Source organism: Acetobacterium sp. (assembly GCF_036508315.1).
Classification (GTDB): Bacteria; Bacillota; Clostridia; order Eubacteriales; family Eubacteriaceae; genus Acetobacterium.
This window is the reverse complement of sequence record NZ_DATCHP010000115.1, coordinates 1-21,663: the sequence shown is the minus strand read 5'-3', so window position 1 is coordinate 21,663 and position 21,663 is coordinate 1. Positions and strand designations below refer to the sequence as shown.

The following is a 21,663-nucleotide window of genomic DNA, read 5'->3' as shown; positions in this document are numbered from 1 at the left end:
CTATCATGTTTATTTCATAGTGTTCCTGCTTAGTAATACTATACATCATATTTAATTTTTTGTCAATATTCGTTTTAAGAAATGGACCTATAGATTTTCGGAAATAAGGGTATTGCCGATTAGGTTATATCATTCAGGCAATCGTCAATTTCTCTTTGATCAATGCTTAAGTGTCTAACTGTACCTTTAATCAGGGCATAAAAAATATATTATTTAGCTTTCTTTTTTTGTGTGTTTAAGCTGAGAGAACTGGGTATAAATATAGTGTAGTTGTTAACAACTAACAAAATTTAAAGGAGGAAGTGAAAAATGAACAGTGATGTAAGTAACGTGGCCAAGGGCAGTAAAACCGTGGGGATTGTCGTCTCCATCCTAATGGTTCTCCTTGGTATTGGCGTCTTCATGGCCCCACAGTTTTTCGTATCCATGATGGTCTGGTTATTCGTTTTTGGTCTCATGATTTATGGCGTATATCTTGTTTACGAATATGCCGTAAGTGAGGTGAAAAATGGTTGGAGTCTTACAACAGGGATTATAGCCATTATTCTTGGTTTCATGTTGATTTTTTCTCCGGCTTTGGTAGATGCAACGACTTTTGCATTTATACTGGCATTTATGGTCCTATTCACCGGGATTAATCAAGTTTCGGCATCAGCAGCAATCAAAAGAGCAGGCGGCAGCGATACTATGTGGCTCACGGCTTCCGGAGTCATTAATATTATTCTGGGATTCTTTTTTCTTTTCAACCCCTATGTCTTTTTATTAATCTTTCCAGTCATTGCAGGTATTTATTTGATCGTAGGCGGCATCGCACTTTTTGCCTCAAGCATGACAAGTAATGCCTAATATTCTTTCAAAACGTTAACAAAGCACAGGATTCTATATAGAATCCTGTGCTTTTAATTTTTTATTGAATCGTTCATCATATGCCTTATCCATTATTTACATACGATATTCATATAATATACACGTTATTTGGGGCATCTGTTAATATATTCTGTCCGGTTTGGAACCTGTCTAATTGTAAATGAGTTCCTGAATGACAATCTTGTTCGCTTGTGCCTTTATTTTATTCATATGTTCCACCCATTCCAGGGGTTTTGATTTCTTCTCTGGAGCCGGATTTTTCGCCAGCAGACAACATATAATCTGATCCACTCGATTCCTAGCTGATTGTTCCACCGCTGCCAAATGATCGTTCAATTTATCCTGAAAAAGCAGTTCCCTGAACAGGGTTTTCTTGTACTCCTTCAAATAATTGTATCTCAACTCTTCATACTTTCCAAAATTCCGACTCGGTGAAATGAGAGATCTGAAATTCGGGCTCCGATAACCTTCATCAAAATGATCGTTTAATTTCATTGCTTTAAATGTGTTATTGTTCACGTAAGTTTTCTCCTTTTATTTGAATCTAAAGACTTTTCGTTCAGTAGTATGGCCGATTTTTCCAAACTCAATGAGAAATGGTTTTGTATGTTATTATATTAATACCCAAATAAATCAATAAATATAAAAATTTTGTATTTATTAATTTATTTAAGTATTGATGGCTATGTTCTGCTTCATGATGTTGTTGATGGCTTCCGTTTAAAAGGTCTGCTACTGTAGCCACTTCATCTGGAGTACCGGCTCTGCCAACCGGGCAAAGGCTTAGCATTCTTCGATAACCTTCTCCCCGATGTCCAGTCAATTCATCATTTGCCAATGGCGTGATGATGATTCCGGGACTGATTGAGTTGATGCGTGCTCCTTTTTTGCCCCATTTAACAGCTTCAGACATGACGCGCAGACCATTACACCGCTTTGATAGCTGATAAGCATGAAGTGTGCCTTTTACTTCACTGGCCTGAAGGAATGGAAGGTTTAGCAGTTCTTCTGTCGGCGTTGTTGCGAGCAAATCGCTCTGCTCCTGAGGAAGTACCCCCAGACGATATCCCGACTGTGAAGAAATAATCACACCAGAACCGCCTTCTTCAATGACCTTACCGAGTTCCTCCAGTAGAACAGCTGTACCATACAGATCCGCTTTTAAAATCGCTTCAATCGGAGCCTGTGAAGGCGATACTCCGGCGGCATTTATAAATCCAGTAATCTTTCCAAATTCCAGTGCCGTCTTGATCAGACTTAGAATGGATTCTCTGGAAGAAATATCCAAAGAAGCCATACTACTTTCAAATCCTGCATTATATAATGTCTTTACAGCTACTTCCGCATTTTTCAAATGCAAGTCGGCCACGACAATATGCTTTCCCGCTCCGACTCTTCTGGCAATAGCCAGACCAATGGATCCAGCACCTGTCAAAACAACAACATCTTTTTTTCGTTTACTCATGATAGTACCTCCTTTTTTAACATTCTAACACTTAGAGTGAACTCCAAGTCAAGGACTTAGTAATTCTTTAACAAAAAAAATCTCCATACTTATGTACAGAGATTTTTAAATGCTTTTACAGTGCAATAAGAATCGATCTATTCATCCCAGGATAAAACACCTGTAATTTCAGCTTTTTCATAACGGTCGATTTTGTAATTCAGTCGATCTAACGTCTTTTTTGTATCGTCCATTTTTTTCAAAAGCTTTTTACGCTCTTCGGTTAGCAGATCTTTTCTGGCTGCGATGGTTGTGTCGCCCTGCTGGGTCAATACGCAGTATTCAATCAGGGGCTCAATGGGTATTCCGGCAGAACGCATGCATTTTGCCAGCTCAATCCAGGCACATGATTCTTCAGTATAGTCCCGAATCCCACTTTTCGTGCGATTGACTGGTGGGATCAATCCGATTCGCTCATAATAACGCAGGGTATCCTGAGACATATCATACTTTTTACTTACTTCTGTAATTGTCATCTTTACTTTCCTCCAAACTTATCAGTATCATTAATTTGGTACATCTGCTTCAAACGTACTTGCTACTTCCTTTAACCATTTTGTAATTTCAATATGCTGGGGACAGCTTTCTTCGCACTTTTTGCACTCGATACAATCTGATGCTTTTCCATGTGTTTTGGTATAATTCCCATAATAGACGCCTTGTGTTGAAAACATTTGCTTAATACACTGTTTCTCCGCGTTATATAATGCAAAATATTTTGGAATCGGTATATTTTGCGGACAGTCATCCACGCAATACTGACAGGCGGTACATGGAATTGCGATTGACTCATTAATGATCGATACTACTTCGTTAATTTTATCATATTCTTCTTTAATGAATGGTTTGAAATCCTGCATATATCCAGTGTTGTCGAGTAACTGATCCCTATTTGACATACCACTTAATACTATCATCACATTCTCATGACTTGCAGCAAATCTTATTGCCCATGAAGAGATAGACATTTCCGGATGATAGGCTTTTAAGACTTCCTCTGCTTTAGCCGGAACATCGGCAAGGGTACCGCCTTTAATGGGCTCCATAACAATCACCGGTTTTTTGTGCTTTGTGGCAACTTCATAACATTTTCCAGACTGGATACTTTCGTTATCCCAATCCATATAGTTAATCTGAAGCTGTACAAAATCCACTTCCGGATGTGCGGTTAGAATTTCATCAAGCAAATCCGCATTATCATGATAGGAAAAGCCGATTTTTTTAATTTTGCCTTTCTCTTTTTTCTTCTTGATAAATGCAAAGCTGTCCATATTTTTTGCTACTTCATAATGGGAGACGTTAAGATTGTGAAGCAGATAATAGTCAAAATAATCAACGCCGCATTTTTCCAGCTGTTCATTGAAAATTCGTTCCTGGTCTTCTTTTATTTTCAAAAACATGGTTGGCATTTTAGTAGCAACCGTAAAGGAATCTCTTGGGTGACGTCTTACCAATGCTTCTCTCAGAGCGATTTCACTTTTAAAATTGTGATACATATAGGCGGTATCAAAATAGGTAAAGCCTCTTTCCAGAAAGGTATCCACCATTTTGTTTAACATTTCCATATCAATGCTGGTGGAATCTTCCTGATCGGTTACAGGCAAACGCATAAATCCAAATCCTAATTTTTTCTGTTCCATTTCTATTTTTCTCCTTTTATTTTAACTTATTGTGTTCGTCAACTCGTCTAAATGTTTTTTCCGAATTCATAGGCTTGTTTCATCGCCGGACTTGCTTCAATATCGCCTTTTTTCCAGGCTCCGGTTCCATATACAACGCCTTTTTCCGCTGCCCCAGGCAGACAAACGGTAAAACCTCTGAAACATTCCAATGTACGTTCCAGCATCTGTTTTCTCTCCACAGCGGCGGTCATAATAAAATAAAATTCTTTATTCTTAATTTCTGTATATCTTGCAACACATCGATCGATCAATGTTTTCATCTGGGCATCTAAGGTATAAAAATAAACTGGTGTAGCCATGACAATCACATCTGCACCAATCATCTTTTCAAGAATTTCAGTCATATCATCATCGATTGAACACTTTCCTGGATTTCTTTGACAAGCCTCACAGGCAATACAATAATTGATTTCTTTGTCTCTTAAAAATATTTTTTCCACCTGATGATCGGATTCTAACGCACCTTTTATCAGCTGATCGCATAACATTTCTGAATTGCCGGCTTTTCTTGGACTTCCTGACAATACTAATACTTTTTTACTCATAATCGTTGATCTCCTTCATTTTATAATTCATATGTTATATATACCTTAACATCTGGAGTTAACTCTAAGTCAAGGACTTTTTATATTTTTTTTCTTAAGCAAATAAAAAAACGGCTAAATATCAGCATTTAGACGTTTTTTTTCAGAATATTTTTGAAATGATCTAGAATTGCCTGCCCATATTCACCTGAATTTTCTAAATTGCAAATTAAGTTTATTCTGGCACAGTCACGTGTTCAGCCCAGACAGAAATAGAACCTGGAGCACATAAGAAAGAGCCAACTCCTTCATCGTTAATTGTTATCGTTTCTTCACGATTTCCCAGGTAATCCACATATTCTTTTCCAGCATGCTGCTTTCCAATATACATATCTTTAAAACCTTCATCGCTGTTTGTTAATAAAACTGCCAATCCGGCAGGATGTTTTTCGTCACCTTCACGGGTCCAGCCAATGCAATTCGGATGGTCAAAATAATCGTTTTGTTTCCCATAGGCATGGTTAACACGTAAAGACAACAATTTATCGATTAGTTCCTGTTTCCCTGGAATCGGATTTTCTCCGGCAATACCATAATAGTCCCCATAAAAAATACATGGCAAGCCACTTTCCCGTAATAAAATCATTCCATAGGCTAAGGGTTTGAACCAGTCATCTACCCATGATTCCAGGGCTTGTGATGGTTGAGAATCATGATTGTCTACAAATGTTACCGCGATTGTTGCATTTTTCTCCATCAATGTATTATGGAATAGTGTACTCATGTCGAAACTATTTCCGGATTTACTTGCCTTTGCAAAATTCATATGCAAAGGAACATCGAATAAATCCACATTCCAATCTGTATCTTCTATATAATTTTCTAATGTTTCATGATTTTTCTTCCAATATTCCCCTACCGTATAAAAATCATTACCCTGTTTTTCATGTATATTTTTAATAAACTCATCAATAAATTCACCATCAATATGTTTTACAGCATCTAACCGAAAACCATCGACACCGGTTTCGTTTATATACCATTCACTCCAGCGCTTTATCTCTTCTTTTACATCAGGGTTATCAAAATCAACGTCGGCATACATTAAATAATCATAGTTGCCATTTTCAGTATCTACCTCATCATCATCTGCCCAACCTTTATTAATTCCCTTAATCATATAGATGGCTTTTTTTCCATTTCCCTGATTAAAATCAGTTCCTGTAAAATGCGTCCAATTCCATTGAAATTCCGAGTACTTCCCTTTTCTCCCGGGGAATGTAAATTTTGTCCAGCCTTCAATATCATATGCTTCGGAAACTTTATTCTGACGATTAGTCGGATCGACTTCATAGGCAGGAAAACGTTCGGATTCATCTGCTCCCGCTTTATGGTTTAGTACAATATCTGCAATTGCAAAAATTTCATTATCATGCAAAGCTTTGATCGCTGCTAAATATTCTTCTTTTGTACCATATTTTGTCCGAACTGTACCCTTTTGATCAAACTCCCCTAAATCATATAAATCATAGACACCATAACCGACATCATTGGTGCCCGTTCCTTTTGTTGCCGGAGGCATCCAAACTAAACTAATTCCTATTTCTTTTAAATGCCGGGCATCATCTTTTAATCGTTGCCAATGCTTCCCGTCATCCGGTAAATTCCATTCAAAATATTGAATCATGGTCCCATTTTTGTCCATTTATAAACGCCTCCGATTAGATTTGATTGTAATTCATACGCTATTCCAAAAACCAAGAGCAGTTCAAAGTGCATTGTTTATCTGGTAGATTCCTCAACTTTTCTTATTCGCTAAATAAAAATATTACCAATAATAATTGCAATCATCCCCAGCAGACCGCAAAGGTACATGCCACGGATATTTGATCGACCAGCTTCTATGGTTCGACTTTTCAATAGTCTGATGACAAAGAAACATATCAAAATGTCTGTAATGGAAATTATAATAAAGTAACTGATTCCCAGTAAATTCAAAAACACCGGTAGCAAACTGACGATTATCATCAGGACAAAGAGCAAGGCCGAAATGCGCAGAGCATTCTTTTTTCCGATAAGTATGGCAATGGACTTGATATCCCGTTTTTTGTCACCCTCAATGTCCATTGCATCGGCTGCAATTTCCTCACCAAGGTCAAAAAGAAATACCATCAAACTAAGAATCCAAACTGTTTTATTCCATGGTTCTCCAACCGCTATACTGCCCAGGATAAAAGTAATGGCAACCGAAGAACTGACTAACAAGTTGCCTAATAAACCCATTTCTTTCAGCTTCCAATTATACAGGAAACCGACCAGCCAAAATATAATGTATAATAAAACAGCGGTCATGCCAATAAATGCCGAAACTGCCATTCCTATCAATGTTGTAACAACCGCTAAAGCAATAGCAGCTGCAGGCTGAATCAATCCTGACGGTAAGGGCCGGTTTGGTGAATTTATTTTGTCAACTTCAATGTCAAAATAGTCATTTATGATCATTGCCGGACTGGATAAGAAAAACCCCCACATAAATCCCAGAAATAAATTTTGGAAGGAAGGAAAACCACCAAACGCAATTATTTCTCCGATAATCACGCATACGCCCGCAGCAAATGGCAGCTCCGGGCGTATTAATTCAATTAAACCTCTGACTTTTTTATAATTTATCAAAGTATTTGCTTCAGTTGCACCGTTACACCATTTGGATCCGACACATAAAAATAGCGATTTTCTATATCGGGATTCTGGATATCCGATGGTTTAAGATCTTTGGCCCTTGAAAGTTCATGGGAAGCTTCCAGATTATCCGTTTCAAAACAGACAATCATCCCTCTGCCTTCGAATTTCTGCCCTTGCGGCATACAGATAAGTTCAATCTCAGTTTCTCCCTTGCCGTTTGACATAAAGGCAATTTCTCCCGGACCGGCTTTAAAACGTCGGGATATCGACAATTTTGTAATGGCCTCATAAAATTCTATGGACTCTTCCAGATTATTGACCATTATAGCCAGATGATGAATATGCATAACTTATTTCCTCCAATTATGTAATATTATAAGTCTGATTAGAAAAGTCAGAGTAATATCTCATCACTAATCTGACATTCTTAGCTGGGTTTATCAGTAGTACCGAAACCGCAGTTTGGATATTTGCGGCCAATTTCCTGTATATCATCTTTCTCATATAACTTTGTCATATCAACAATCCAGTTGATAATATCATATTTATCCTGAAAATACTAATAGAAAGTCAGGCGATTCAGGCCACATTGGGTAGGAGGTTAACCATTAAGGGTAATGAACCCCCACTGTCTCACTTGGATTCTTTTTCTTGAACATCTTTCTCGGTTATTAAAGCATTGAGTTTTAAATATGTCTTCTCAAGATCTTCGGTGAGGTTTGAAATATCCGTGATCTTTTCCTGTGGAAATGTTTCATTAACCATCAGATTTTTATCGGATAACAGGGTGTCCAATTCATCATGTATATTTTCCAGATTGTGCTTTATTTTTATTAACTGTTCTTTTGCATCAACACGGTTTTTGATATCATCAATACTGACTTTTTCTTCGTAATCCAGGCTGTATTCCGATACCTCTGCCACAACGGTACAGTCGTAGCCAAGGATGTTTTTCACCGTGCTCGCAAAGGTCTTCTTTGATTCTTCTTCCCCATGTACAAGGAAAATTTTCCGGGGTGACTCCTTGAATCCCGAAAGCCATTCCAAAAGATAGTTTTTATCGGCATGTGCTGAGAAACCCTCTAAAAAATAGATCTCTGCATTCACGAGTATTCTTTCACGTAGTATTCTCACGTATTTAGCCCCACTGATAATTGCTCTTCCAAGTGTTCCTTCGGCCTGGTATCCAGCAAAAATGATGCTGGATTTTGGTTTCCAGAGATAGTGCTTCAGATGATGCTGGACTCTTCCCGCATCAGCCATCCCACTTGAGGCAATGATGATTTTCGGGCCTTTGTTATAATTCAGAAGCTTAGATTCTTCAGTGCTTTTCGTGAATTTCAAATTTTTAAAATTGAGCAGATCATCGCCTTTTAAGATGCGTGCCCGAGTTTCTTCATTAAAATATTCTGTATTTCTCCGGAAAATCTCCGTTGCATTTATTCCCAGGGGGCTGTCGATGTAAACCATGATTTTATCCAGTTTATGCTTGTATTTCTCATGATTTTCATAAAACAGTTCCAACTCATGAATCAAATCCTGGGTTCTGCCCAGCGCAAAGGACGGTACCACAACCGTACCTTCGCGACTGGCTGTTTTTAAAATAATATCAATAAAACGTTTTGCGCTTTCTGCATGTGTTTCATGAGTCCGATCTCCGTAGGTTGTCTCCATAATCAGATAATCCGCTTGTTCTATCACTGTTGGGTCATTAAGCATCCGCTGATTTTTAACCCCGATATCCCCTGAATAGACAAGCTTCGTTACCTTTTCACCTTCTGTGATCCAAAGTTCGACGATTGCGGCTCCTAATATATGGCCGGCTTCGTTAAGTTTTAGGGTAATATCGGAATTGATCTCGAATAACCGGCCATAGCTGACGGGGTTGAAATATCCTGCGCAGGCTGCCGCATCTGCCTGAGTATAAAGCGGGGTTACCTGAGCCAGGCCGGATCTTCGGGACCTTTTATTGCTCCAGGCTGCTTCCATTTCATGGATATTACCGCTGTCCTGGAGCATAATATCGGCAATTTCCGCGGTTGCACCGGTACAGTAGATTGGGCCTCTAAATCCCTGTTTAACAAGTAATGGTATTCGCCCACAGTGATCAACATGGGCATGGCTTAAAATCATAAAGTCAATTTCAGAGGGTTTAAAGCCTAAATCCTGGTAGTTTAATTCCTCTAAGGCTTCGCTCCCCTGAAACAGACCGCAATCCAGGAGGAATTTATACTTATCTGTGGTAATCAGATGGCAGGATCCTGTGACTGATATAGCTGCTCCTAAAAATTTAACTTTCATCTCTCGTTCACCTCTTTCGAAAATAGTTTTGAAAATTTCTCACCATCGGTGCTGTCAAATACACCAACCCAACTTAAAATGGCTTTCCAGATCCATCTTGTAATGCCTTATGATATCCTTGCAGTTTTTTATTTATATAATAAAAAACACTGCCTTTAGTATAACTTCCATCTTCTCCCATTTCGCCCACAGGCAGTCCACTTAATAATTCTATTCCTTCCTCAATATTTTTTATGGCATAGATATGAAACTGATCTTTCTTTACCGCATCCAAAACTTCATCTTTTAACATCAGATTGTCAATATTACGTGAGGGGATGATTACCCCCTGTTCGCCAGTCAAACCGATTGCATCGCAAATATCGAAGAATCCTTCAATTTTTTCGTTAACGCCACCGATTGGCTGAATTTCGCCCCGTTGATCCACAGATCCGGTAACTGCAATGCTTTGCTTCATTTCAATACCTGCCAGACTTGATATAATTGCATAAAGTTCGGCACTGGATGCACTATCCCCCTCCACGCCTTCATAAAGCTGTTCAAATGTAACCTGAGCTGTAAATCCCAAAGGTTTTTCCTGAGCGAGTTTTCCGCCGAGGTATCCCGCCAGCGTAAAGACCCCCTTCGAATGAATATTACCGCTCATTTCCGTTTCCTTTTCAATATTGATAACACCCCTGCGACCGATATGGGTAATGGCAGTAATGCGTGCCGGCAGCCCAAATGAATAGCCGGCCATTTGCATAACGAAGAGACCATTTATCTGCCCCATAGCGGTTCCCTCGGTATCGATAATAATTTTCTTGCGTAATATTTCTTCCTGAATTTTTTCTTCAAGTTTATTAAAACGATATTTGCGCTCTTTTATCGCTTTTTTAACATGCTTCATATCTACATATTCCGATTCATCGGCTTTTGCCCAGATTACTGCCTCATAGACGATCTCTTTCACATCATCAAAGCGTGCGGAAAGTTTATTCTGGTCACCTGATAATCTGGAGCTATATTCGATTATTCCAGCCATTCCGGTCTGACTAAAATGCTTTAGTTCTTCCTTATAACAAATCGAACCGATAAATGATACATATTTGCGCAAATTTTCCGGATTTCGGGGCATTTCATAATCAAAATCCACTTTAACCTTAAAAAGTTCCTGAAAATCTTCATCACTTGATAATATCTGATAATAGATGGGGCTTCCAATCAGTATTACCTTAATATTCACTGGAATTGGTTCCGGCTTTAATGTCACCGTCGGCACCGTTCGGTATTGTTCACCAATATTCTCAATAACTGCCTGTTTGTATTTGAGCATCTTTTTCAGGGCATTCCATACAAATGGATCAGTCAATACATCCTTTGCCTGTAAAATCAGATACCCCCCATTGGCAAGGTGAACGGCTCCAGGCTTCACCAATGTAAAGTCTGTATTCATTACTAATATCTGGCTTTTATATTCAATCTTTCCAAAAACATTATAGTAGTAAGGGTTCATTTCTACAACAACAGGGGCTCCCATTTGTTTTTCATTATTAACAAACAAGTTTACTTTGTATCTGTTAAATAGACTTTTTTCCTCCTGTCCCGCAATATAATTCGTTTCAGCTATATTTCCACCACCTTTATCTGCTGCATCGTTTTCTTTCTGATATTGGAAAGACGGTATGCTTCCTGAAAACACCTCTGGTTTGTTAAAAATGCTGTTTCTTTCAGCAACATCATTGATTACTTTATCAAGATATTCAATGATTCTTGGAATGTCGCTGTACTTTTCTTTTAATAGTTGAATTAAAGGTTCTGCTGCAAAAAAAGTAGTATCTCTGGCTAATTCAAAAATCTGAGCGGTCATCCTCTTTTCGGACGTTTGGCTCCCGCTGAATGTCTTATCCAGGCTTTTTACCAAACCATACCGTTTATCATTTATTTTATGGCGTTCCTCATCGGTCAGATTACTATAGTCTTCCGGCTGAAACGGCTTGCCCTCATTAAGCGGTACGAATAAAAATTTCGTCCCTACCGGCTGCACCGTGAATCCTTCATCCAATGCCCTTTGCTTAATGATCTGAGCCATTTCTTCCATTTCTATTTGATAGGCATTAAAGATCCTGTCCTTCTTCAACTCATAGTCCGTGCTTTCAAAAGCTTTTCTAATGGTACTTCGGAGTTCAGCTATTAATTTATCCATGTCGGTCTTAAATTCACGACCCCGTCCTGCCGGCAAAGATACTGCCAATGGTTTGTCTATCTTGCTGAAGTTATGGATATAACACCAGTCATTAGGAACCTGACAACCTGCTGCTGCCCGTGAAACAACTTCTCCGGTATATTCATTTTTGCCCGTTCCAGCGGGTCCCACAACAAAAATATTATAGCCACTCACATCCATTGCAATGCCAAACTCCATGGATTTTACTGCTCTTTCCTGATCGACAATCACATCAAGCAGAGGTACATCAGAGGATGTTTTGCAAAATTCCAATTCGTCTTCATAGTTGCAAACTTTTTTCAGTTTTTCCAAAGGAACACGATAATGATCTTCATGTTTCATATACATCCCACCTTTTGCGTATTTTATTCATTAATACCCCATAAAATTAGAATCTACCCTATGATTTCAGCATTCCCTGAACAGGATAGTGTGGGCTCCTCTTAACTCCTGATTTTCGTACTCTGAATTTCATTTATAGGTTATTTATATAATATACCCTCTTTTCACTTTTTAATATGCACTACAAAGATTTATTGCAAAAATATTTCAATGTGATTTAATCACAGATTAGAAGAAAAGTGTTTGTTATACTAACGTTAACCTTAATAACCTTAATGAATCCATTCAATTAAGGTTTAACGTTAGCTGGAGATATTAAATGAGATAGGAGAAATATATGATACTGCAAATGATTATTGGTACTGTAGTGGGAGGATTCCTGGGGCTTCTTTATTACAAACTGGTGGGTTGCCCCAACGGAAGCTGTCCCATTACGGCCAAACCCCATCGAACTGCGATTTACGGAGCGATTCTTGGTTTTATAATCAGTTCTTCATTTTGAAATCATGGAGTGTCTGAATTATGAAAGATAATAAATACTTATTCATTATTGTGATCACTTATTTTGTTTTGGGCTTTATCAATATTAACTTTGCACTTTCAGGACTTTTCTGTATGATGTTGCCATTCATCCTATTAGTCCGCAACCGAAAAAAGACCTGGTGTCAGGGATACTGTCCTCGTGCCAGTCTTCTTAACGCAACGGGAAAGGTAGCCTCAAAGTTCTCATTAAAAACACCGGCATTTTTGATCAGGGGAAAAATGAAGTGGATCATGCTCGTTTATTTCAGCATCAGTCTGCTGTTTATTACGATGACCACCATTCGTGTTGGGCTGGGGTTTTCTCCTCCCCTGGAGCACCTTCGATTTTTGATTGTGATCCCCATTCCCTATGAATTGCCGCAATGGGTGGTATTTGAAAATCCGATACCCTGGCTGACTCATTTATCCTACCGGTTTTATTCCATGATGATGACCACTACCGTTATTGGCGTTATCCTGTCACTTATCTACAAGCCCCGAACCTGGTGTGCCATTTGTCCGATTTCCACTCTTTCCGGGGAATATATTAAATACGTCAATAAGTAAAAAGCGGCCGGGAATATCCCGATCCGCTCATTTTTATTACTATTCTGACAGCATATCTAATATATCTGCTTTGGATTTTACGCCCACAGATTTTTTTACGATTACTCCGCCTTTGAGCACTGCAAGTGTTGGTATACTCATTATCTTAAATTCAGCAGCCAATTCAGGTTGTTCATCCACGTTGATCTTCCCAACTTTTAAAATGAAAACCTCATCCGCTATTTCATCTATAATGGGAGCGACCATTTTACACGGTTCACACCAAGGTGCCCAAAAATCCAGTAATACCGGTTTATCCGACATTGTTACTTCCAGTTCAAAATTTTCTTTGGTGATTGTTAATGCGCTCATTTTTTTATCTCCTTGTTTGTTATTTTGTTTTATATCTTAATTATAACCATTCCGGAGTATTAAACCTTAATTTAATCACAAAACAAGAGTTTTTCTATTTTTTTTTACGAAGCCCTACTTATAGTTGTTCTTCCAGCTAAGTTACAACCTGCTGTTGATTTACAAATAAAACTGGGCTTTTACCTAAAAAATGTATTATGCCTGTGAGGACAGTGAACTGATTATATATCACCCCGGTGCGACTGAATATTCCAATGGGATAGTACACCTTTTCCGATGATTCAGAGCACTCTGTCCGAAAAACGAGTGCAATGTTTCCGGACAGAGTGCAATTAATTAGTTAACCCGGATTTCGAGTAAAGGATACGGTGTCTGTGAAACCTCCAAAAAACGAAAAACAATGTAAATTTATGCAATAAACCACATAGTGTAATCCGGCAAAAACACTGGTAAGGAATGAGCAGCTCATTTCTGCACTGTTCGCAGTACTCAGCCTAAAGCAGGGAAAGCGTTACACCGGGTCTGGCCAGTTCATTCATTATGAATGTATTCAAAGTCAGGAAGTTTCCTGCCATTGATGCAGGCACGACCGGGATAAAGAATTGCCTGCATATCCCCGGATCCGTCAGTTCATCTGGAATCGGCCATGAAATGTCTTTATCTTGTGCCAGCTACCAAACTTCGACAACCGTGTTACGTGAGCTACTAGTACTGGTAGCAACACTTGTGTTACTGCAATCCTGACTTTTAGCCGGATTATTTCTCGATAATTTCCCGTAGTAATTTCCAATTATAATTTGTCTTGTCTATTTTATTTTACACAAACCTACGGACGTACTCGACAGTTTATATCGCTGCTCTGCCAGCAACAGATTTACCATTTTATCATAGCTATTCACACCATCTGTCTGGTTATTCGCCTTCAGATTATGCTCATTTCCTACGCTAAACAGGATTTCACATAATCAACAGGTACATCCATACGGACAGCAGTTTCTTCAATAGAAAGACCACTATTCAAAAATTGTTTAACAACCATAATCATATTTTCGCCAACTTCAATGATGTGCTTATCCAAATCATAGAAACGAACAACTTTCTGTCCCCATGAATGTTCAATCAGTGGATGTACATAGTCAATATTTTTTATATCGCTCAGCTTTTCGACAAAAGCATCCATATCATCTTCTTCAAAATACAGTTCACTCGCATTGTTACAGAAAACAATTTCACTGTCCTGTTTATGGATAAAGTCATTCCAAGTGTCAACAGTCTGTAATCCAATACCACCTGTCAAAGTCACATTTGCTCCGAAGTCGGCAATAATATCTAAGCCTAATACATCATGATAAAATTGCTTGGCTCTTTCCATATCTTTCACCACAATCAATGTACTTGTATATTTCATCTTTCTCATCCTCCTCATAGGGATTATATAAATATTCTTTACTTCGCAGTTTTTTACAAGTGTGATTTAACTTGTGTATATATTATACCAGTTAATTCCTTATCGTAAAGTAATCACATCTCATTACTTGTTAGCGTCTCAAAAATCTCTAGTTAATTGAAACACCAATAATTCATAATAAAACATTAAAGATTTTGCCGATTACCAACATTTCCAAAACCTAAAAGTGTATCAGATATTTGATATGTTTTTTGATTATACTGTACTAGCTATATAAAAAATCAAGCCATATTTTGAATAAACTCAATGAATATGGCTTGATTTAAAATCTTGAAATAGTATGGAGGTTTTTTTTGCACGAATCGTTGCCGTACTCCTCCATAATTATTTTTACACAATTGCTCGTGCATAAAACAATTATAACGCAACTGCACTGGCTCCGGAAAAGGGTGCTTTGAAATATCGGAAACACTGCTCTGAATCATCGGAAAGGGTGCACTATTCAAGTGGAATATTCATAGACTATCGGGTATTTTGCAGGAGGGGCTCAAAGAAAACAAGAGGGCACCCTGTTTTCACAGGGTGCCCGAATTAATACTGCTATTCTTTTCTTGAATCCATTAACCATCAATGCTGCAAATTTATTGTTTGAACAGCGTGGTTTTCATACCAACCATTCCCCGGCTTGCATATGAATCGGGAGCGTAGCCAATCACCACAATTTTAACGTTCGTTTCGACCGCGGTCACATTATTTGCCAGCGCAACCGACTGAACATATTCGCCTGGCTTAATGATCCCGCTTTTTGCAAGCACCTTGCCATTTTCATCCTGTACTTCAGTCATTATCCAGACATTGTTCGACGCCGGGTTGGTCAGGTAGATGTCGATGGTGTTGTTCCGGGCAAAGAGTCTGCCGCAGAGCTTAATATCAAACCCCTGTTCGACGTTCACCGTGGTGTAGCCAAAATCCAGTGGCGGTGACGGTTCACCGATTTGCGCCGCCGCATCAAACCCCGGGGGAATGAACTCCGGCGTCGCATTCAATCGCCCTGTGACAAACATGCCGGTCAAGATGAGGGCAATGATAATAACGCCGATAATCAGCCCATAGACGATGATATTTTTTTGGGATGTTTTGAAAAATCGAGGGATGTCCCGGTTGGTATTCATGGTATTTTCCTTTTCAACGGTTACTTTTTTTAGATTTAATATGACGGTGTAATGCTCATTCCAATAGGTGCATGAGAATCACATAACATCTGAAGGACAGATAAACTGCCCTTCAGATTTAACATTTTAGCTCTTTAGTTATTCTGCAATAATCACTGTAATTGTTCTGAGGGCTGTATCTGTACTTGTGTCTAATGGGTCTACATCATTGGTTACAGTGAATCTGCCAGTCCAAGCGTTTGTAACTGCATTGTAAGTTGAACCAGCTGCAAGAGTAACGGCGTAATCTTCGCCAACGAGGCCATTGGCTATTAACAGCATTGCTGCATTTACGCCTGCGAGGGTATCAGCTGTTCCACTAGGTACTGTTGTTACAGCTACATCAGTAATCTTGGCAAGTTCTGCCACTGCTCCAACGAGAGGAGTTGCATCTTCATTTAATGTCACAGTAATTTGACCAATTTCTGCAGCTGATGTATTACCAATATTGGCTTTTGGTGGTCCAACGAGATTCAGAAAGGTTGTGTCCGAATCAGGAGTTCCTGAAATTTCACATAATGCTAATTCCATGGTGTTTGTAGCAATACCAGGTGATCCAGTATTATTTAAGTTACCTCCAACTGTTGTAAATGAACCTACCGTGGCTGTCCCATTATTTGTTCCGTTCAAATCTGCATCATAATGAAAAGCTGCTGTAATTGGTTGACTTGAATGATTTGTAACCGTAATATCAGCATTATCTGCAATAAAGGCAGCATTATTCCAACCAGATTCAGATGCATTACTCCATTGGTGAGTCTCCGCATTCCATGTACCAAAGTTATATGCAAATGTCATAAGACCCCAGTTAATGGTTGCTTTGTAAGTGTCTGTTTGAAGAGTTGTTGCATACACATCCATGGGCGATACATTATCCACATTTACAAATGGAGTAGTTGTACCATCAGCGTCTGGCACATCCTGCGTGGCCGCAAAAGCCGGCGTGATCATCGTTGCCATGAGCCCTAAGGCTGCAACGATCGATATAAGTTTTTTCATTTTTTTCTTCTTTCTTAAAATTTTTGTTATTGTCTTTACTCGGTTATGATTAACTGCACAGGCATCTGGGTATTCAGCATGGCCTGTTCATTGGTTGTTATATCATAAAATACAAGATAGATAATGGCGTTATATTCACCTCGTTTCAGCGCTGTTCCATCCTGTAATGATTGTAATTTAATTTCATCAAGGGCATATCCCGGAGGGATTGCGCCAGATTTTCCAATAACCTGTCGTGTGGTTTCCGGAGAATATCCGGGTTGTGCTTCAATTTTTGCCTGTTCCACCGGAGTTCGGCAGGTGGTGCCAAAAGCCTTAATGATTTCAGCATCGGTTAGCTGTAACTCAACCACAATATTTTTGTTCGAATCGCCGGGATTCTTAAATGTGAAGACACCGCCGGATGACGCATTCTGAAAAACGATCTGTTTGTCAAATTGAAAGGTTACCGAGTTGCCGTCGCTGGGTTTAGCTTTATCATTAGGGATGACAGTCACGTTGTCATCAATGGGTATAGCCGGATAGATGGGCGGTGCGTTCCCAAGATTTGTAATAACCAGTGCGCCTAAAATAAGTGCTAACGCACCTGCACCCAAAAATAAAGGGAGCAAAACCTTACCGCCATTTTTTATTTTTCCAATGGCAAAGGAGTGTACAATTTCACCGTTGTTTTTTCCAACGAAGCCGCCCGGAAATTTACTGCTGTTCACAATACCATTGGTAAAGCAGCAATCAATTCGGCTGCCTTCACTGACGCCGGCTAAAACCCCTGAATATTTTCCTTTTTTAATGGCCCCGGCAACGCCTAAATTAACGACGATGGCATCTTTTATGATGCCAAAGAAACCAGCATATTCACAGTCTTTATTATTGACAAGGAGGTTCGAAATACTGTATCCGGCACCATCAAAGGTTCCGGAAAATGGATTATTTTCATCCATTCCCATGGGTGTCCATTTTCGATTTTTAAGATTAATATCGTTATTAAGACGATATCTGGCAGTTGTGAAGCGCCGATCACCATCATTTATTTTCTCGGCGAGCATGAAAAGATCTTCTGCGGTTGACAGTACAATGATATCTTCAACTATTGGCAGTTCAAAGTAAAAATTTTTTTTAATGAAGCTGGGTAAAAAAGGCACTTGCCGGGCGTCATTGTCAGCATCCAAATTATCTTTTCCTGTTTTTGAGTACTCCCAGACGTTTTTAAAATCCCAGTCCAAATCGTGATATGTATGCTCAAAGGTAAGATCGCTTTCCGGTTTACCTAAATCCATATCAACCAACTTTTTTGATTTGAGTTTACTCTGATTGTAAAAACAATCGATGATCGTTCCGGTGTTTTTAGCGCTGAATCCGCCGGAGACTTTTGCCTTTTTCAAATAACCGGTACTGTATGCATTTTTTATGACTCCGGTATTATTACCACAAAAACCAGCAGCCGTTGCCTTTCCGTGAACGGTCATATTGGAATAGCAGTCAATGATAGTGCCTGTATTTAAAGCCACAAAACCGCCGCAAACCGAATTTTTGCTATTTGCCATGTCGTCAACCTTCCTTTTATTAATTGCTCAAGTTGTAATCTAAGGGATTACTGTATTCAGGGTCACACTGATGGACCCGATTTTTGCCGGGGTAGAGCCGATTTTAACCGGTGAACCCTGGAGATTCAAGTAAGTATTATCAGTTGGTGCCGGTCCCTCAACCGGGCATAGATCCAAAGTCATTGTACCGGTAGGAGTGCCATTTAAATTACCGGAAGCTGGTGTAAATGTTCCGGTGGTATCGCCGCCACTCGGTGAAAATGCGGTGTAGGCAAAAGTGGCTTCAACGGGTTGAGTCGATTCATTGGTTATTTTTATTAGATCATTAATGCCATTAAAATTTTGAGCATTCCATCCGCCACCAACCCAGGAGTGAAACTCCGGATCCCAGGTCCCCAAATTATAGTTGAAGGTCATGGTGCCCCAGTCAATGGTGACTTTGTAGGTGTCACCTCCACCTTCTCCGTTTAAGGTGATCGGGTCATTATTTGTTGTCATCAAAGGTGCCACTGTTATAAGCTCTTTGCTGGGTGCCACGATGGGTGGTATCGGTTCGGTAGGTTCAGTAGTATTTATGTTCTCGGGAATTTCCCCAATGATTTCAACTGCATCCAGTTGATTGCAGTTAAGGGTAATACCACCGGTGATAGCCAATAACCGCCCCTGGACCGCAGCATCCGGTCCGGCTGAAATGGCGTTGTTTGCCAGAATACTTCCTTTAAAAGTGGAAGCTGCTCCCAGGGTTGCATTGGTGCCGACCTGCCAAAAGATTCGGCTGAATCGGGCGCCATTAATTAGTTCAATTTTGCTGTTTGCCTGGGTGGTAAGGGTGGATGCCATCTGGAAAATAAAAACGGCTTCGGTGTCTCCCTGAGCATCAAGTTTAAGGGTGCCTGTCAATGTCGCCGGCAAACCCGAAAAATAAACACCGGGAGTAAGAGTCTGTCCGCCTAAATCAGTGGTAATGGTATTAATAGCCGTTCGTCCCATGGCATCCTTGCTGGCTAAGACCAGATCTTTCTGGGCAAGGTCAGCGACAGCATCATTGCTATGGATGGCCCCTGCGGAAATCATATCAGATGTTAACCCGGTGACAATTGTTCCCGGAGAAACACCGACGTTTCCGTTTATTTTTGTGGTTCCGGTGTTAATAATTTCGGTGCCAGCCAAAACCTCGAAACTGGCCGCAGTTCCCAGATTTACAGTGGATTCGGCTGCTTTTGCCGGTAGTGCCATCATTGCTGCCAAAAACATTGCCAGCACTAATGGGATCCATTGAATCTTATTGAATGCTTTCATTATATTATTCACTCATCTCAATTTCTGGTTTAATGCAAACGTTTTCTTATGTAACAAAAAAATACACCGTTATAATACTAACGTTGCATAAAAAAACATTCATGTATAATGTTTAAAACCATGCAACTGGCAGTCATGTAATATAAAATTACGAAGACCCTATAGTTTTGCGTCCTTACCTTTCGATAAGTTTGCCAAATATCTGTATAACGTTGAAATTTAATATTGTCAATAGAAAATTATGATAGAGTAATTATAGATGTTTTTATTTGATTCTAAGTTATCACAAAAATAATAGTTTGTCAATAGAAAAATATGCTTTTTATGAAAAAAATATAAATATTTAATGTTTTTTTTCGAAAATGATTGTGTTTCTGTTCATTTAATTCACCTTATATATAGAGTATCCCTTTGGAGTAGGTGATTACGCACAAGTGGTTGTATCTTGTCTTGAGAGGTATTTTTGAAATTCCAGCCATTACAAGCCATTCTCTACCAATGCTAACATTATGCCGTGGCAGACAAATAATACTTGGATCATAAATTGGTTTATCCTTTCAAACGCTCATTTTTCCTTGTCTTATCAGTACTTGCAACACTTTTTCTGATAGAACGATTTATTACCTTACTTTGTGTTTTTCATAAACGACTTCACAAATAATTAATCAATAAGGTCATTCTGGAATCTTGAAAGATGCTCATACGGTAAAATAAGTCTTCCGCGGTAGAGACCACAGCCATCATTGATAAGGGAAATATTCACTGCTGAAAACATATTTACATCCAATTTTGATAATTCAAGCTGTTGCAACATGATAACTCTTTCATAAGCATCATCAAAATAAATATTTTCTCCTTTTGGAATTGCATCTCGTCTGGCTCTTTCACTTTCCTGTCGTTTTTCGTAACCTAAATGATTAGCAGGACCAATCTCAGCAAAATCGTCCATTTCTTTTGTACGAAGTTGTACTTCCACATAACAACGGGCAATGTTATCATAAAATGTTATATGCAGTGAACGATAGCCATTAGACTCTGAATTTGCAATATAATCCCTATAGTACGGGCTTACGCTCTCTTTTAACAATGGCGATTTTTTCTGACCCCTTGATGAAGACAGTTCTGCGGTAAATCCGCGTTCCTCCAGGAAACCAAGCAACTGGTTGGCAACATCATATAGATATTTTATTTCTTCATCCGCTAAAGTCTCCCCTTCTTTCAGATGACATTTTGGAAGAGAAATCACGATTCTGTATGCAATCAGGTCCCGAAAACAGTTTAAACAGTTTTTCAGTTCAGGAAGAGAAGGGTAATTGCCGTGTTCTATATAATACTCGTAAATATATTCCACGATGTATCCGTTAAATTTTGCTTCCGCGCGTATCAGAGACTTAATTCGACCCTTAAAAGTAAATGAAAGAAAAGGATATTCATTTGCCATAAGTTTATAGAATTCCCGAATCCGCTGGGATTGCGAAGTCAGGAAATCGTTGTGCTCCAAAAGTTCCGCACTTTGGCGCAGAAAATTACAATGCAAAAGATCAATCTGATTATTGGTTTCTTTCGCCGACTGTTTCAAATCCTCAGAATATCTCTGTAAAATCTTAAGAACGGTATCGCCAGAGTATAAGTAATCATTTAATTTTTTCATAAT

Annotated in this window: 21 protein-coding genes and 1 riboswitch; of the genes, 3 read left to right on the top strand and 18 right to left on the bottom strand. The window is 39.1% G+C overall.

Annotated elements, in window-relative coordinates; all coding sequences use genetic code 11:
- Nucleotides 1-309 precede the first annotated feature (309 nt).
- Nucleotides 310-846, top strand: coding sequence for an HdeD family acid-resistance protein (locus VIK44_RS14125; RefSeq protein ID WP_331554534.1), 537 nt, complete (start codon nt 310-312; stop codon nt 844-846).
- Between the two features lie 171 nt (nt 847-1,017).
- On the opposite strand, the gene VIK44_RS14120 is transcribed toward VIK44_RS14125, so the two are convergent.
- The 10 genes from VIK44_RS14120 to VIK44_RS14075 all read right to left on the bottom strand — a co-directional run bounded on the left by VIK44_RS14120 (nt 1,018) and on the right by VIK44_RS14075 (nt 12,108).
- Nucleotides 1,018-1,386 (bottom strand): TnpV protein, encoded by a 369-nt coding sequence (locus VIK44_RS14120; RefSeq protein ID WP_331554533.1) that lies wholly within the window; start codon nt 1,384-1,386, stop codon nt 1,018-1,020.
- Between the two features lie 67 nt (nt 1,387-1,453).
- On the bottom strand, nt 1,454-2,332 hold the full coding sequence (locus tag VIK44_RS14115; RefSeq protein ID WP_331554532.1) for an SDR family oxidoreductase: 879 nt from the start codon (nt 2,330-2,332) through the stop codon (nt 1,454-1,456).
- A 137-nt stretch (nt 2,333-2,469) separates the two neighbouring features.
- A complete protein-coding gene (locus VIK44_RS14110; RefSeq protein WP_331554531.1) occupies nt 2,470-2,847 on the bottom strand; it encodes a MerR family transcriptional regulator in 378 nt (125 codons plus the stop codon).
- Nucleotides 2,848-2,877: 30 nt separating this feature from the next.
- Nucleotides 2,878-4,011, bottom strand: coding sequence for an aldo/keto reductase (locus VIK44_RS14105; protein WP_331554530.1), 1,134 nt, complete (start codon nt 4,009-4,011; stop codon nt 2,878-2,880).
- Between the two features lie 47 nt (nt 4,012-4,058).
- Nucleotides 4,059-4,598 carry a flavodoxin family protein gene (locus tag VIK44_RS14100; RefSeq protein ID WP_331554529.1) on the bottom strand — a complete coding sequence of 180 codons (540 nt, stop codon included), beginning with the start codon at nt 4,596-4,598 and terminating at the stop codon, nt 4,059-4,061.
- A 214-nt stretch (nt 4,599-4,812) separates the two neighbouring features.
- Nucleotides 4,813-6,282, bottom strand: a complete 1,470-nt coding sequence (locus VIK44_RS14095) for an alpha-amylase (protein WP_331554528.1) — start codon at nt 6,280-6,282, stop codon at nt 4,813-4,815.
- Between the two features lie 110 nt (nt 6,283-6,392).
- A complete protein-coding gene (locus tag VIK44_RS14090; RefSeq protein ID WP_331554527.1) occupies nt 6,393-7,250 on the bottom strand; it encodes a UbiA family prenyltransferase in 858 nt (285 codons plus the stop codon).
- The gene (locus VIK44_RS14085) at nt 7,247-7,606 is read right to left on the bottom strand and encodes a VOC family protein (RefSeq protein WP_331554526.1); all 360 of its coding nucleotides are present in this window, start codon (nt 7,604-7,606) and stop codon (nt 7,247-7,249) included. Before VIK44_RS14085 ends, VIK44_RS14090 begins: the two co-directional genes overlap by 4 nt.
- A 286-nt stretch (nt 7,607-7,892) precedes the next feature.
- On the bottom strand, nt 7,893-9,560 hold the full coding sequence (locus tag VIK44_RS14080) for an MBL fold metallo-hydrolase (protein ID WP_331554525.1): 1,668 nt from the start codon (nt 9,558-9,560) through the stop codon (nt 7,893-7,895).
- 73 nt (nt 9,561-9,633) lie between these two features.
- Nucleotides 9,634-12,108: an ATP-binding protein gene (locus VIK44_RS14075; RefSeq protein WP_331554524.1), complete on the bottom strand. Its 2,475-nt coding sequence runs from the start codon at nt 12,106-12,108 to the stop codon at nt 9,634-9,636.
- Nucleotides 12,109-12,445: 337 nt separating this feature from the next.
- On the opposite strand from VIK44_RS14075, the gene VIK44_RS14070 reads away from it, so the two are divergent.
- Entirely contained in the window at nt 12,446-12,610 is a 165-nt protein-coding gene (locus tag VIK44_RS14070; protein ID WP_331554523.1) for a DUF6132 family protein, read from the top strand.
- 20 nt (nt 12,611-12,630) lie between these two features.
- Entirely contained in the window at nt 12,631-13,197 is a 567-nt protein-coding gene (locus VIK44_RS14065) for a 4Fe-4S binding protein (RefSeq protein WP_331554522.1), read from the top strand.
- Nucleotides 13,198-13,236: 39 nt separating this feature from the next.
- Here the strand turns inward: VIK44_RS14065 and trxA are convergent, their stop codons facing one another.
- The 8 genes from trxA to VIK44_RS14025 all read right to left on the bottom strand — a co-directional run bounded on the left by trxA (nt 13,237) and on the right by VIK44_RS14025 (nt 21,660).
- Nucleotides 13,237-13,548: a thioredoxin gene (gene trxA / locus VIK44_RS14060; RefSeq protein WP_331554521.1), complete on the bottom strand. Its 312-nt coding sequence runs from the start codon at nt 13,546-13,548 to the stop codon at nt 13,237-13,239.
- Between the two features lie 806 nt (nt 13,549-14,354).
- On the bottom strand, nt 14,355-14,474 hold the full coding sequence (locus VIK44_RS14055; protein WP_331554541.1) for a hypothetical protein: 120 nt from the start codon (nt 14,472-14,474) through the stop codon (nt 14,355-14,357).
- Between the two features lie 14 nt (nt 14,475-14,488).
- Nucleotides 14,489-14,956 (bottom strand): VOC family protein, encoded by a 468-nt coding sequence (locus tag VIK44_RS14050; protein WP_331554520.1) that lies wholly within the window; start codon nt 14,954-14,956, stop codon nt 14,489-14,491.
- A gap of 641 nt (nt 14,957-15,597) precedes the next feature.
- Complete coding sequence (locus VIK44_RS14045; protein WP_331554519.1) at nt 15,598-16,128, bottom strand: hypothetical protein; 531 nt, start codon at nt 16,126-16,128, stop codon at nt 15,598-15,600.
- A gap of 138 nt (nt 16,129-16,266) precedes the next feature.
- Entirely contained in the window at nt 16,267-17,166 is a 900-nt protein-coding gene (locus VIK44_RS14040) for a hypothetical protein (RefSeq protein WP_331554518.1), read from the bottom strand.
- A gap of 35 nt (nt 17,167-17,201) precedes the next feature.
- Nucleotides 17,202-18,710 carry a hypothetical protein gene (locus VIK44_RS14035; RefSeq protein WP_331554517.1) on the bottom strand — a complete coding sequence of 503 codons (1,509 nt, stop codon included), beginning with the start codon at nt 18,708-18,710 and terminating at the stop codon, nt 17,202-17,204.
- A gap of 39 nt (nt 18,711-18,749) precedes the next feature.
- On the bottom strand, nt 18,750-20,009 hold the full coding sequence (locus tag VIK44_RS14030; protein ID WP_331554516.1) for an ice-binding family protein: 1,260 nt from the start codon (nt 20,007-20,009) through the stop codon (nt 18,750-18,752).
- Nucleotides 20,010-20,127: 118 nt separating this feature from the next.
- A riboswitch (cyclic di-GMP riboswitch) is annotated at nt 20,128-20,215 on the bottom strand.
- A gap of 455 nt (nt 20,216-20,670) precedes the next feature.
- The gene (locus VIK44_RS14025; RefSeq protein WP_331554540.1) at nt 20,671-21,660 is read right to left on the bottom strand and encodes a guanosine polyphosphate pyrophosphohydrolase; all 990 of its coding nucleotides are present in this window, start codon (nt 21,658-21,660) and stop codon (nt 20,671-20,673) included.
- Between the last annotated feature and the right edge of the window lie 3 nt (nt 21,661-21,663).